The organism is [Flexibacter] sp. ATCC 35103, assembly GCF_001975985.1.
Taxonomy (GTDB): domain Bacteria; phylum Bacteroidota; class Bacteroidia; order Flavobacteriales; family Flavobacteriaceae; genus Flavobacterium.
Window position 1 is genome coordinate 222494 of the sequence record NZ_MTQF01000005.1, and the last position, 13115, is coordinate 235608.

The window sequence follows — 13115 nt, forward strand, 5'->3', positions numbered from 1 at the left end:
AATGAAAAAATTAATGACAATTTTTCTCATGGGAACAACCTTATTCGCGGCCAACGCACAAACAACTTCTGATAATCCATTGCTTAAAAAATGGACAGGACCTTATGGTGGAGTTCCTGCTTTTAATGAATACAAGGTTTCGGATTTTAAGCCTGCAATTCAATTTGCGATTCAGGAAAAACTAAGTGAGATCGATGCTATTGTAAATAATCCAAAAGCACCAACTTTTGATAATACTATTGCTGCTTTAGAGCGTTCTGGAAAAACGATGTCCAGAATTTATACCGTTTACGGAATTTATGGCTCAACTTTAAGCACTCCGGAATTTGATGCAGTTGAAACTGAAATGTCTCCAAAATTATCTGAGTTTAGTGATAAAATTGTTCAAAATAAAAAGCTGTTTACTAAAATAGAAACTTTATATAACTCAAAAGAAAGTAAAAAACTTACTAGTGAGCAACAACGTTTAATTTGGTTGTATTATACTGATTTTGTTCGTGAAGGAGCCAAGTTAAATGTACAGGACAAAGAAGAAGTTGCTAAAATTAATCAGGAATTAGCAAGTCTTTTTACAAAGTTCAGTCAAAATTTATTAGCAGAAGAGCATAATCAATATGTGGCATTAAAAACAGAAAGTGATTTTGATGGTTTGCCAACTGAGGTAAAAAATGCTGCAATTGCTGAGGCTAAAAGCAGAAAGTTAGATGTTTTAGGCTGTATTGCAAACACACGTTCCTCTATTGAGCCATTTTTGACTTTCTCAACCCGTAGGGATTTAAGAGAAAAAGCATTTGATATTTTTGTAAAACGTGGTGATAATGGTAATGCAAATGATAACAATGCAACTCTTGTGTCTATTTTACAATTGCGTACTAAAAAAGCTAATTTGTTAGGGTTTCCTACTTTTGCAGATTGGAGTTTATCTAATAAAATGGCAAAAGATCCTAAGAAAACAATAGATTTGATGATGTCAGTTTGGGAACCGGCTGTAGAAAAAGTACATCAGGATGTTGCCGAAATGCAGAAAATTGTAGATGCCGAAGGAGGTAAATTTAAAATTCAGCCTTGGGATTACCGTTATTATGCTGAAAAAGTTAGAAAAGCAAAATACGATTTAGATCAAAATGAAGTTAAGCCTTATTTGCAATTAGAAAACTTGCGTGAAGGTATGTTTTGGGTTGCCGGAGAATTATTTAATTTAAGTTTCAAACAAATTACAACTGTTCCTGTATATCATCAGGATGTACGTGTTTGGGAAGTAAGTAACAAAATCACTGGTAAAGTGGTTGGATTATGGTATTTTGATCCTTATGCGCGTGCAGGAAAACGTTCTGGTGCATGGATGAATGCTTACCGTGATCAGCAAAAAATGGATGGAGAAGTTCTTACAATCGTTTCTAATAATTGTAATTTTATAAAAGGAACTGCAAACGAGCCGGTTTTAATTTCCTGGGAAGACGCTACAACTCTTTTTCATGAATTTGGACATGCACTTCACGGATTATGTTCTAATGTAACATACCCAAGTTTAGCAGGCACTAGTGTTGCGAGAGATTATGTAGAGTTTCCTTCTCAATTATTAGAGCACTGGTTAGCTACTCCGGAAGTGTTGAACAAGTTTGCTTTACATTACAAAACAAATCAGCCGTTACCACAATCTTTAGTAGACAGAATCGAAAAAGCATCTACTTTTGGTGAAGGTTTTTCTACTGTAGAAACAATTTCTAGTTCTTTGATTGATATGAAGCTGCATTTAACAACTTCGCCTATCGATCCTCATAAATTCGAAAAAGAAACGTTAGATGCACTTCATATGCCGTCAGAAATTGTAATGCGTCATAGAATACCACAATTTGGACATATTTTCTCAGGTGATGGGTATGCAGCTGGATATTACAGTTATTTATGGGCAGATGTTATTAATGCAGATGCTTATGAAGCTTTTACTGAAGGAAAAGGTCCTTATGATAAAGAAGTAGCTAAACGTCTTTATGATAATGTGTTTAGTGTAGGAAATACTATTGATCAGGAGAAAGCTTATGAAAACTTCAGAGGAAGAGCTCCTAAATCTGATGCTTTAATGCGTGCGAGAAATTTCCCGATTAAGGATAAAAAATAATAAGATTAAATTTTATTTGAAATCCCTGCATAATATTTTATGCAGGGATTTTTTTTATGAGGTTTAGCGTATGATAAAAACTTTTTTTCAGGAGCTAATTCTGCTCCCGAAGCCTCGGGACGTTCCAATCTTTTGTAGCGAACACCGCCACAAAAGGATTTCCACTTCTATCGGGGCTCGGGCAATCATTTCCATAATAATATTTGCCGTTTCGAAGGAGGCTCGAGCGATAACGAACAGGCGAAGCAAAGCTCTTCAAGTAATTTTACAACGAGAATTCGATCTGTTATCTTTCGAGTTTTCTTTTGTTGAAATTGACAAAAAAATAACCTTAAAAAGCTTTAGAATTTTAGGGTAAATTTAAATTATAGCTTTTAAATAATCTTATATGTCTAATTGAACAGGAATTATCAAAACAAAAAAAAGCCCGAATAAATTAATATTCGGGCTTTTTATATTGAAATAATATATTAACCTAAAGTAACTCTTTTGAAACCTGTGATTTCAACGTTGTATCCTTTAACGTAATCACCAACTTTTTTACTATCATCTTTGATAAAGTTTTGGTCTAACAAAGCTTTCTCTTGATCTAAAGTAGTGTTGTCAGAGATAAAACGTTGAACTTTTCCTGGGATAATTTTGTCCCAAATTTGCTCTGGTTTACCTTCAGCTTTTAATTCAGCTTTAGCATCTTCTTCAGCTTGTTTTAAAACTTCTTCAGTTAATTGAGAGAAAGAAATATATTTAGGAACATTTTTTAAAGTTTTTCCTAAACGTTTTGCTTCTTCATTATCTTTTTCGATTACAGCAATACGAGCAGCAAGTTCAGATTCAACAAAAGCAGGATCAAAATCTTTGTAAGATAATGTATCAGCTCCCATAGAAGCAACTTGCATAGAAACATCTTTAGTTAAAACGTCAGCGTTAGGAATTGCAGCAGAAATTGCAGTTAATGCAGCAATTTTGTTAACGTGAACATAAGATCCAACAAAAGCACCTTCTAAAATTTCGAAACCACCGATTTCGATTTTTTCTCCGATAACTCCAGTTTGCTCGATTAATTTTTCAGCAACAGTAATTCCGTTGAAATCTGAAGCTAAGAATTCTTCTTTATTAGAGAAGTTAATAGCTCTTTCTACTAATTCTTTAGCCAAAGTTACGAAAGCCTCATTTTTACCTACGAAATCAGTTTCGCAGTTTAAAGTGATGATAGCTCCTTTAGTATTGTCAGCATTGATAAAAGAAACAGCAGCTCCTTCAGAAGACTCACGGTCAGAACGGTTAGCAGCAACTTTTTGTCCTTTTTCTCTAAGGACTTGTATAGCTTTATCGAAATCTCCGTCAGCCTCAACTAAAGCTTTTTTACAGTCCATCATTCCGGCACCTGTAGATTGTCTTAATTTATTTACGTCTGCAGCAGTAATTGTTGCCATAATATTTTGAATTTTAATGTTAAAAGTAAAAATTCCATCTTTTAAATTCTAAACTCCAATTTTATTAAATTATCAACATAACGTTTTTAATTTGTGTTTGGATTTTAGAATTTAAAATTTGGAATTTAAATTTGATTTATTCTTCAGTTGCAGGAGCAGCAGCTTCAACAGCTGGCGCAGCTTCTACAGCAGGAGCAGCAGTAGCTTCTTCTGTTGTAGCTTCAGTTTCTTTGTCAGAACCTCTGTCAGAAAGACCGTCGATTACAGCAGCAGTAACTAAAGATAAAATTTTGTCAATTGATTTAGAAGCATCATCATTTGCAGGAATAACGTAATCAACCTCTCTTGGGTCAGAATTCGTATCAACCATTGCGAAAACTGGAATGTTTAATTTTTGTGCTTCTTTTATTGCGATATGTTCAGCTTTGATATCTACTACGAACAATGCAGCTGGTAGTCTAGACATGTCAGCAATTGAACCTAAGTTTTTCTCTAGTTTCGCACGTAGACGATCAACTTGCAAACGCTCTTTTTTAGATAACGTCATGAAAGTACCATCTTTCTTCATTTTATCAATAGAAGACATTTTTTTAACTGCCTTTCTGATAGTTACAAAGTTAGTTAGCATTCCACCAGGCCATCTTTCAGTGATGTAAGGCATGTTTGCAGCTTTTGCTTTTTCAGCAACGATGTCTTTTGCTTGTTTTTTGGTAGCTACGAATAAGATTTTTCTACCTGATGCAGCGATTTTTTTCAAAGCTTCGTTAGCTTCTTCAATTTTAGCTGCAGTTTTATATAGATTGATAATGTGAATACCATTACGCTCCATATAAATGTAAGGGGCCATGTTTGGGTCCCATTTTCTAGTCATGTGTCCAAAGTGAACACCTGCTTCTAGTAAGTCTTTTACTTCTATTTTGTTTGCCATTTTTGTACTAGTTTACGTTCTGTTGATTAGCAATGTATAAATGGCGGTTTCCCAGGCTTTATACATTTAGATGCTAAACTATTTCCTACCTCGATAGGAGAGCAACAACAACTGTGTTTTTTAATTTCAATAAATAATTGATCATGTCTTGTCCTAATTGAACAAGACAGGTAATATTAACGTTTAGAGAATTGGAATCTCTTACGAGCTTTCTTCTGACCGAATTTCTTACGTTCAACCATTCTTGGATCTCTTGTTAATAAACCTTCTGGTTTTAAGATAGCTCTGTTTTCAGCATTTACTTCACACATAACGCGTGCTAATGCCATTCTTACAGCTTCTGCCTGACCAGTTGAACCACCTCCGTAAACGTTTACTTTTACATCAAAGTTGTTTACATTTTCTGTCATAGACATTGGTTGTAAAACTTTGTATTGTAAAGTTGCAGTTGGAAAGTAAGTTGCGAATTCTTTTTTGTTTACAGTGATTTTTCCTGTTCCTTCAGAAACATATACACGTGCAACAGCGGTTTTTCTTCTACCGATTTTGTGAATAACTCCCATTACTTAAGATCGTTTAGGTTAACAGTTCTAGGTTTTTGAGCTCCTTGTTTGTGCTCAGATCCTACAACAACATTTAGATTTCTAAAAAGTTCAGCTCCTAATTTGTTTTTAGGTAACATTCCTTTTACAGCTTTCTCTACTAATAATGCAGGGTTTTTAGATTGCAATACTTTAGCAGTTAAAGTTCTTTGTCCTCCTGGGTAACCTGTATGACGCATGTAAATTTTGTCATTCATTTTTGTACCTGTAAGGTTAATTTTTTCTGAGTTGATAACAATTACGTTATCTCCACAGTCAACGTGCGGTGTGTAACTTGGTTTGTACTTACCTCTTAAGATCATAGCAACCTTTGAAGCAAGACGACCTAAGTTATGACCTTCAGCGTCTACAACGATCCACTCTTTCGTTACAGTGGCTTTGCTTGCTGAAATTGTCTTGTAGCTTAATGCGTCCATAATATTATTTTAATTAAACATTCCATCCCCAATAAAGGGGATGCAAAAGTACAATTAATTATTTTAAAACCAAATACCTTAAAAGAATATTTTATCTGCTGAAAATCAGGGTTTCAGTTTTGTATTTAAAACAATAAAAAAAACCACCTTCACAATAACGCGAAGGTGGTTCAATATTTAGAATTGTTTTTACTAAACAATAAATAAATTTGCAATATCAACGACTTGTTGCGTCGTAAGTGGTTCATCATAAGCTTCTGATCCTGCAGCAGGTCCAAATGCAGAAGAGGTATTAAATCCTGCCTGCACAGTTACTCCTTCGCCATCATAAACAGCTTGGGTAGCTGGTGGCATTCCTGTTCCTCTTTCACTATTCGAAATCCAGCCTTTTAATCCTCTTAATCTTCGTACTTCAGAGGCATGACGTGCTTCTACAGAATGAATTTGTAATGCAGCGGTCAATAAATCAGGTGTGGAAATTAAATTTGCAGCCTGCCCTTTGTAAGCTCTTACACCCGTATCTTCAAATGCCTGAGCTAATGCTAAAAAGGTTGGGTAATCATGAAAAGGATCAAATGCACCGCCAACAGTAAAGTCAAATGTTGGTTTTGCAACGAAGTTTGCACTTGCGGGACCTCCTAATCCTGCAATTAAAAATTTAACGTGGCTTGATTCGTGTGCCGCTATTTGCTGGAAAACTTTTAAATCACGACCTCCGTTTTCAGATGCAGGAATTACTCCTGAATCCAATGCCATTGCATAAAATTCGTTTTCCAGGTATTCTAATGTTAATGCAAATTGCAAAGCACCAATAGGAGTTGCCGGTGTTGCAGTAATATCTTTTGCAAATGCTTTATTTGCCATGGCAGATAATCCAAATGGGATTGATGCATATGCCAGTGTTTTTCCTATGTTTCCAAACTGATTAAAACTGTCTCTTCGGGAAGTAGTGCTTCTCATTAAGCTATCATCAGTAAATGTTTCTATAAATTTTAAAATATTCATAATTTCTAAGTTTTAGCTAGTTAATATTAAGGTAAGTATTTGGCAGTAAATTTTGTAGTAATAAATCCTCCGGCAATTGGCAGAATTTTAGAAGGATCTTTAGCGACATCTAAACCTGTTGATGCACTTATAACATCATCTCCGGCAAAATCCTTAGAATTAGGATTGATCAAACTTCTGATAGCTGCTGCATGTCGGGCTTCTACCGAAACAATTTTTCCTGCTAATAATAAATAATCGGCACTTTTTATTAGTTTTCCAGCTCCATTATAAGCAGCAACTCCTGTGTCTTCGAGTGCTTTTGCTGTTGCAAGAACTTCGGTACGGCTATTAAAGTTAAGGGAGCCATAATTAAAAGCTAATGTAGGAAGTAATTGTGAGCTTGGATTTGGAAGTGCTCCTGATAAAGCAGCTTTAAAAAAATCTCTGTGAATTACTTCGTGATGATACAAATCAGTTAAAACCTGACGTTCAGTATCATTAAAGGCGCTGTTAAAACTTGTTGAGTTTACAACTTTAGTATAAAAGTCGGCTTCCAGTTGTTCAAGAGCATAAGCATAAGTTAATACTCCAAAATCTCCAGAGCCTAAATCAAAAACACCATTTCTAACTCCTGGTAACGACGTGTCTTCCGGTCCGTTGTCATTATCATCGTTGCTGCAACCAGCTATTACAAGACCTGCGCCTGCTAATGCCAAGCCGCTGAGCTTAAGAAAGCTCCTTCTGTTATTCAATGAAGGGTCAACCTCATGAATTTTAACTTCGTTTTTCATAATCAAGGTTTTTAAAAAGGTTAATAACATGTATTAAGTTATTAACGAAATTTTATGAGATGCGGTTTTAAAAAATCGCACTATTTTAATTTTATTTTAAAAAGGTCTTATAAAATCAAATACTGGTAGGTGATTTTTGTTTTATTTTAGGTAATTCTACTATATTTGTATTAATTACATAAAATTATTTTTAAATGAAAGCTAAAGCAACTCTAAAACAAATTGCGAAAGAACTAGGTGTTTCTGTTTCTACGGTTTCTAAGGCATTAAATGATAGCCCTGAAATTAGTGAGCAAACGAAGGTGAAGATTAAGGAGTATGCCAAACTCAAAAATTATAAGCCTAATGTTATTGGTCTGAATTTAAAGAATCGTAAAACCAAAACAATTGGTGTAATTATACCTAATATATTGAACTCCTTTTTTGCAAAGGTTTTTAGTGGTATCGAAAAGGTAGCGGATAAAAAAGGATATAATGTAATTACCTGTATTTCGAATGAATCTTTAGAGAAGGAAATTCATACTCTTGAAATGCTAAGCAACGGGACAATCGACGGATTTATCCTTTCTGTTTCTGAAGAAGCACAAAAACTACAAGATTACAGCCATTTTTCAGCGATTATAAATGATGGAACTCCAATCGTAATGTTTGATCGTATTGCAGATGAAGTAGAATGTGATAAAGTTGTGGTTGATGATTTTGATTCAGCTTTAAATTCAACTCAGCATTTAATTAATTTGGGATGTAAAAATATTGCCTTAATTTCTTCAGTAGATAATTTAAGCGTTGGGAAATTAAGAGCAGATGGATATTTGAAAGCTTTAGCAGATAATAATATTCCTGTAAACGAAAAAATTATTCTTCGTACCGATTCTGAAGAAGATATGAAAGCTAGAATTGATGCCATTTTCGATAATAAAATCGACGCTATTTTTGCTTTGGATGAAAATGATTCAGTTGCGGCTTTACGTGTAAGTTTGAAGAAAGGATATAAAGTTCCTGAAGATATATCAATAATAGGTTTTGCCGATGGAATTTTAGCTTCAAGACGTTTATCGCCAAGTTTGACTACAGTAAGTCAACACGGAATCGAAATTGGAGAAGTTGCTGCCAAACAATTAATCAAACGTCTGGAAGAATCTGAAGAAGAAACTTCAGATTATGAAACTATCGTTATCAAAACAAAATTGAAAGAACGAGAATCTACAAGAAAAGCTTAATCATAAAGTTTAATTCATAAAAAAAGGACTGTTCTTTCGAACAGTCCTTTTTTTATATCTAATTTTTGTCATTGCGAGGAACGAAGCAACCTCACTAATAATGACGCACAAAGTTTAATTCAGCAAATGAGATTGCTTCGTTCCTCGCAATGACTTTAATGTGCTGCCAGCCAATCCAGACCCAATCCAAGTTCTACATCTAAAGGAACACTCATCATAAACGCGTTTTCCATTTCATGTTTAATCATAGGCTGGATTTTCTCGAGTTCGTCGTTGTGAACATCGAAAACAAGCTCATCATGAACCTGAAGCAACATTCTGGATTTCCAGTTTTCTTCTTTTAATTTTTTATGAATGTTGATCATGGCGATTTTAATTACATCGGCAGCACTTCCCTGAATTGGTGCATTTACAGCATTTCTTTCAGCAGCACTACGAACTACAGCATTTGCTGAGTTGATGTCTTTTAAATATCTACGACGACCAAGAATAGTTTGTACATATCCTTTTTCGCGGGCAAATTCTATTTGCTCATTAATATAAGATCTTAATCTTGGGTATGTTTTATAATACGCTTCGATCAAAGCGGCACTTTCGCTACGGGATAATGAAGTCTGATTGCTTAACCCAAAAGCAGAAACGCCGTAAATAATACCAAAGTTTACTGTTTTAGCATTACTTCTTTGTTCGCGTGAAACCTCGTCTAATGGAACATCAAATACTTTTGCGGCGGTTGCTTTATGAATGTCTTCTCCGTTCTGGAAAGCGGCAATCATATTTTCTTCACCACTTAAAGCAGCAATAATTCTTAATTCAATTTGCGAATAATCGGCAGATATTAAAGTGTGGTTTTCATCGCGGGCAACAAATGCTTTACGAATCTGGCGGCCTCTTTCTGTACGAATCGGGATGTTTTGCAAGTTCGGATTATTAGAACTCAAACGGCCTGTTGCCGCAACAGTTTGCATATAATCAGTATGAACGCGTAATGTTTTTTTATCTACTTGTTCCGGTAAAGCAAGGATATAGGTACTTTGTAATTTTACCATCTGGCGCCAATCCAGAATTTGTTTTACGATCGGGTTGTCATTTGCTAAATACGTTAAAACCTCTTCGCCGGTCGCATATTGACCCGTTTTGGTTTTCTTTTGTTTTGCTCCGCCAATTTTTAGTTTGTCGAATAAGATATCTCCTAATTGTTTTGGAGAAGCCAGATTGAATTTCTCTCCGGCAGTTTCGTATATTTTTTCTTCGAGAGATTTAATTTCAATGTCCATTTCTTTAGACATAATGCTTAAGAACTCAACATCTAATCGAATTCCTTCGGTTTCCATGTCTGCTAAAACACTAACTAACGGAATTTCGATTTCATCGAATAATTTTTTAGTCTCGGTTTTGTCTAATTCAGCAGTAAAAATCTCTTTTAATTGTAATGTGATATCCGCATCTTCGGCGGCATATTCCTTGATTTCTTCAAGTGCAACTTCACGCATTGTAATTTGGTTTTTACCTTTTTTACCAATTAATGTTTCAATTGATTTTGGAGAATACTTCAAATAGGTTTCAGCCAGAATATCCATATTATGACGCATATCCGGATTAATCAGATAATGCGCAATCATCGTATCAAAAAGTTTTCCTTTTACAACAACGCCATAATTAGAAAGGATTTTTAAATCATATTTTAAGTTCTGACCAATTTTTTCGATATTTTCATTCTCAAAAAACGGTTTGAATTTATCAACTAAAATCTGAGCTTCTTCCTGGCTTTCCGGAAACGGAACGTAAAATGCTTTTCCTTTTTCATAAGCAAAAGACATTCCAACCAATTCTGCATGCAAAGCATCCAGACCGGTAGTTTCGGTATCAAAACAAACAGAAGTTTGTTTTTGTAGATTTTGTAAAAGCAATTTAATTCCTAAATCACCTTCAACAGCTTGGTAGGAGTGAGGTGTGTTCTCTAAAGTATTATAAAAAGATGTTCTTTCTTCGGTATTTTCATCTGTAGTTGCGCCACCTCCAAAAAGATCAAATTGATCTTCGTTTTTAGGTTGTGGTTTTTTATATAATTTAGCTTCATCACCTTTATTGGCTAATTCATTTCCGCCGCCAACTTTAAATAAATTATCAAATTGCTCCGCCATTCTTCTAAACTCCAATTCCTGAAAAATTGCGTCGGTTTTTTCAATATCAGGTCGTGAAAGTTCATAGTCATTTTCATTAAAAACAACATCGCAATCACATATAATAGTAGCCAGTTTTTTAGATAAGATTCCTTTTTCTTTATTGGCTTCGATATTCTCTTTCATTTTACCTTTTAGCAAATGGGTATTATCTAAAAGATTTTCCATTGAGCCAAACTCTTTCAGGAATTTTTTAGCGGTAACTTCACCAACTCCCGGTAATCCCGGAATATTATCGACAGCATCTCCCATCATTCCAAGAAAGTCGATTACTTGTTCCGGTCTTTCGATTTCAAATTTTGCCAAAACTTCAGGAACGCCCCAAATTTCGATACCATTTCCCATTCGGGCTGGTTTATACATGAAAATATTTTCAGAAACTAATTGTGCAAAATCCTTATCCGGAGTTACCATAAAGACTTTGTAGTTTTCTTTTTCGGCTTGTTTGGCAATTGTACCAATCAAATCATCAGCTTCGCAGCCAGCCATTTCTATAATAGGAATATGCATCGCTCTTAATAAATCCTGAATATATGGAATGGCAATTTTTATAGCTTCGGGTGTTGCATCACGATTGGCTTTGTAGTCAGAAAACATTTCTGTTCTTACCTGACTTCCTTCTTTATCAAAAGCTACGGCCAAATGATCTGGTTTTTCACGTTTAATAACATCCAAAAGCGAATTCATGAATCCCATGATCGCTGATGTATCCATTCCTTTAGAATTAATTCGGGGATTTTTTATGAAGGCATAATAACCACGAAAAATTAAAGCGTAAGCATCGAGAAGAAAAAGACGTTTTTGAGTTGACATAGAAAAAATATTAGTGTGTAAAAATAAACAATTGGGTTTTAAAAATGATTCGGTTCTGAAAATTTAATTTGTTTTCAACTATATAAGGATTGTAAGGTCATTTTAGCAGCACACATTCTGTAGAGACGCACTGCAGTGCGTCTAATTATTATTACGATTATATATTTAAATGAACTTATATTACTTATATGGTGAAAAAAAGAACCAATAGTTAATGTCAAGTTAAAATATTTATGATCAGGGATTTCTTCATTTTGTCTTCATATTACAGAGGTACATTTGATCTGTAAAATAAAAGATATTAATTTTTAAATAGTAGAAATCATGAGAAATTTATTGATGTTATTAGTAGCAGTTTTGGGTACAAGTGTAATGGTAAGTGCTTTTCCTGCAAAAGATGTTAAAGCAACTCCTGCAAAAGAAGTTAAAGCTACAAAACACCTAAAAAACAAAACTGATAAAAAAGCGAAATCAGAGAAAAGCGAAGCTGTAAAAGTAGAGACAGCTAAAGTAAAAAAATAAGAAAAGGTCAATGTAAAATAAAAGGTTAATTAATTTAAAATTTAGAAATCATGAGAAATTTATTTATCGTATTAGCAGCAGTTTTAGGAACAACAGCAATGGTGAGTGCTCAAACAACTCCAGCTCAGGCAACTCCTGCAAAAGAAGTTAAAGCTACAAAACACCACAAAAACAAAGCTGATAAAAAAGTAAAAGCTGAAACTCCAAAAGCAGAAGCGGCTAAGGTGAAATAATAAAAGTTGTTTTTGTTTTGCTTTCAAAGAATTGTAAAGGAGGCAAAACAGAAGTAATGATTATGAGAATGCAGATGGAGAAAGCTGGTAAAGAAATTTATCAGCTTTTTTTGATTCGTTAATTTTTTAATAATGCGCAATATGTTTTTTAGAATTGCTTAAATTTATTTGCGCTTAAATGCTGTATTATGAATATTCTGATTGTTGAAGATAATAAGGAACTTGCTGTCGAGATTTACGATTTTTTATGTAATGTAGGTTACGTTTGCAAAATTGCTCATAATTGCGGTGATGCTCTTGAAGAAGTGAGTAGTAATGATTATGATGCTATGCTTCTTGATCTTGGTTTGCCTGACGGAGATGGATTTGAGGTTTTAAAAACAGTTCGCAAAACAAAGTCAAAAATGGCAGTTATTGTGCTCACGGCACGCGGCGAATTAGATGACAGAATAAACGGTTTGCATCTTGGTGCAGATGATTATTTGACCAAACCTTTTGCCTTAACAGAGCTTAGTGCCAGATTATTTGCTGTGATTCGCAGGATTCATGGGTTTACTTTGAACAGTTTAAGTATTCATGGATTCTTACTGCAGCTTCAGGATTATAAAGTGAGTTATGATGAAATACCTATTAGTCTTACCAAAAAGGAATTTGATATTTTTCAATATTTGGTTTTAAATAAAAACAGGGTAATAACGAGATTGCAATTGACAGAACATATCTGGGGAGATATTCTGGAGGTAAATTCAGATTCAAATTTTATAGATGTGCATGTTCGAAATCTTAGAAAAAAACTGGATAAACATACTGCAATAGATTGGTTTGAAACCGTAAGAAATGTTGGCTATCGTATTAATGAGTAAATAAA

12 protein-coding genes are annotated in these 13115 nt (G+C 34.3%); 5 read left to right on the forward strand and 7 right to left on the reverse strand.

Annotated elements, in window-relative coordinates; genetic code table 11:
- The first annotated feature begins 1 nt into the window (after position 1).
- The gene (locus BXU01_RS12105) at positions 2–2119 is read left to right on the forward strand and encodes a M3 family metallopeptidase (RefSeq protein WP_083693451.1); all 2118 of its coding nucleotides are present in this window, start codon (positions 2–4) and stop codon (positions 2117–2119) included.
- Positions 2120–2589: 470 nt separating this feature from the next.
- On the opposite strand, the gene tsf is transcribed toward BXU01_RS12105, so the two are convergent.
- The 6 genes from tsf to BXU01_RS12135 all read right to left on the reverse strand — a co-directional run bounded on the left by tsf (position 2590) and on the right by BXU01_RS12135 (position 7276).
- The gene (gene tsf / locus BXU01_RS12110) at positions 2590–3552 is read right to left on the reverse strand and encodes a translation elongation factor Ts (protein ID WP_083693452.1); all 963 of its coding nucleotides are present in this window, start codon (positions 3550–3552) and stop codon (positions 2590–2592) included.
- Between the two features lie 136 nt (positions 3553–3688).
- Complete coding sequence (gene rpsB / locus BXU01_RS12115; protein ID WP_083693453.1) at positions 3689–4480, reverse strand: 30S ribosomal protein S2; 792 nt, start codon at positions 4478–4480, stop codon at positions 3689–3691.
- 176 nt (positions 4481–4656) lie between these two features.
- Positions 4657–5043 (reverse strand): 30S ribosomal protein S9, encoded by a 387-nt coding sequence (gene rpsI / locus BXU01_RS12120; protein ID WP_007808909.1) that lies wholly within the window; start codon positions 5041–5043, stop codon positions 4657–4659.
- The gene (rplM, locus tag BXU01_RS12125) at positions 5043–5498 is read right to left on the reverse strand and encodes a 50S ribosomal protein L13 (protein ID WP_007808911.1); all 456 of its coding nucleotides are present in this window, start codon (positions 5496–5498) and stop codon (positions 5043–5045) included. The genes rpsI and rplM overlap by 1 nt, the downstream gene beginning before the upstream one ends.
- Positions 5499–5690: 192 nt before the next feature.
- Positions 5691–6503 (reverse strand): ferritin-like domain-containing protein, encoded by an 813-nt coding sequence (locus BXU01_RS12130; RefSeq protein ID WP_083693454.1) that lies wholly within the window; start codon positions 6501–6503, stop codon positions 5691–5693.
- 26 nt (positions 6504–6529) lie between these two features.
- Positions 6530–7276, reverse strand: a complete 747-nt coding sequence (locus BXU01_RS12135) for a ferritin-like domain-containing protein (protein WP_083693455.1) — start codon at positions 7274–7276, stop codon at positions 6530–6532.
- Positions 7277–7470: 194 nt separating this feature from the next.
- Between BXU01_RS12135 and BXU01_RS12140 the strand changes: the two genes are divergently transcribed.
- On the forward strand, positions 7471–8496 hold the full coding sequence (locus BXU01_RS12140) for a LacI family DNA-binding transcriptional regulator (RefSeq protein ID WP_083693456.1): 1026 nt from the start codon (positions 7471–7473) through the stop codon (positions 8494–8496).
- A 155-nt stretch (positions 8497–8651) separates the two neighbouring features.
- Here BXU01_RS12140 and polA read toward each other — a convergent pair whose 3' ends face one another.
- A complete protein-coding gene (polA, locus tag BXU01_RS12145) occupies positions 8652–11492 on the reverse strand; it encodes a DNA polymerase I (protein ID WP_083693457.1) in 2841 nt (946 codons plus the stop codon).
- 324 nt (positions 11493–11816) lie between these two features.
- Here polA and BXU01_RS12150 point away from each other — a divergent pair, with 324 nt between their 5' ends.
- The 3 genes from BXU01_RS12150 (at position 11817) to BXU01_RS12160 (ending at position 13110) form a co-directional block, all read left to right on the forward strand.
- Positions 11817–12014 carry a hypothetical protein gene (locus tag BXU01_RS12150; protein ID WP_083693458.1) on the forward strand — a complete coding sequence of 66 codons (198 nt, stop codon included), beginning with the start codon at positions 11817–11819 and terminating at the stop codon, positions 12012–12014.
- A 50-nt stretch (positions 12015–12064) separates the two neighbouring features.
- The gene (locus BXU01_RS12155) at positions 12065–12247 is read left to right on the forward strand and encodes a hypothetical protein (RefSeq protein ID WP_083693459.1); all 183 of its coding nucleotides are present in this window, start codon (positions 12065–12067) and stop codon (positions 12245–12247) included.
- 188 nt (positions 12248–12435) lie between these two features.
- Positions 12436–13110, forward strand: coding sequence for a response regulator transcription factor (locus tag BXU01_RS12160; protein ID WP_083693460.1), 675 nt, complete (start codon positions 12436–12438; stop codon positions 13108–13110).
- Positions 13111–13115: the final 5 nt, after the last annotated feature.

What these genes read in the sequence shown, in the direction of transcription:
- BXU01_RS12105 (WP_083693451.1), top strand. Translation starts at nt 2, where the DNA reads ATGAAAAAATTAATGACAATTTTTCTCATGGGAACAACCTTATTCGCG.
- tsf (WP_083693452.1), bottom strand. Translation starts at nt 3,552, where the DNA reads ATGGCAACAATTACTGCTGCAGACGTAAATAAATTAAGACAATCTACA.
- rpsB (WP_083693453.1), bottom strand. Translation starts at nt 4,480, where the DNA reads ATGGCAAACAAAATAGAAGTAAAAGACTTACTAGAAGCAGGTGTTCAC.
- rpsI (WP_007808909.1), bottom strand. Translation starts at nt 5,043, where the DNA reads ATGGGAGTTATTCACAAAATCGGTAGAAGAAAAACCGCTGTTGCACGT.
- rplM (WP_007808911.1), bottom strand. Translation starts at nt 5,498, where the DNA reads ATGGACGCATTAAGCTACAAGACAATTTCAGCAAGCAAAGCCACTGTA.
- BXU01_RS12130 (WP_083693454.1), bottom strand. Translation starts at nt 6,503, where the DNA reads ATGAATATTTTAAAATTTATAGAAACATTTACTGATGATAGCTTAATG.
- BXU01_RS12135 (WP_083693455.1), bottom strand. Translation starts at nt 7,276, where the DNA reads ATGAAAAACGAAGTTAAAATTCATGAGGTTGACCCTTCATTGAATAAC.
- BXU01_RS12140 (WP_083693456.1), top strand. Translation starts at nt 7,471, where the DNA reads ATGAAAGCTAAAGCAACTCTAAAACAAATTGCGAAAGAACTAGGTGTT.
- polA (WP_083693457.1), bottom strand. Translation starts at nt 11,492, where the DNA reads ATGTCAACTCAAAAACGTCTTTTTCTTCTCGATGCTTACGCTTTAATT.
- BXU01_RS12150 (WP_083693458.1), top strand. Translation starts at nt 11,817, where the DNA reads ATGAGAAATTTATTGATGTTATTAGTAGCAGTTTTGGGTACAAGTGTA.
- BXU01_RS12155 (WP_083693459.1), top strand. Translation starts at nt 12,065, where the DNA reads ATGAGAAATTTATTTATCGTATTAGCAGCAGTTTTAGGAACAACAGCA.
- BXU01_RS12160 (WP_083693460.1), top strand. Translation starts at nt 12,436, where the DNA reads ATGAATATTCTGATTGTTGAAGATAATAAGGAACTTGCTGTCGAGATT.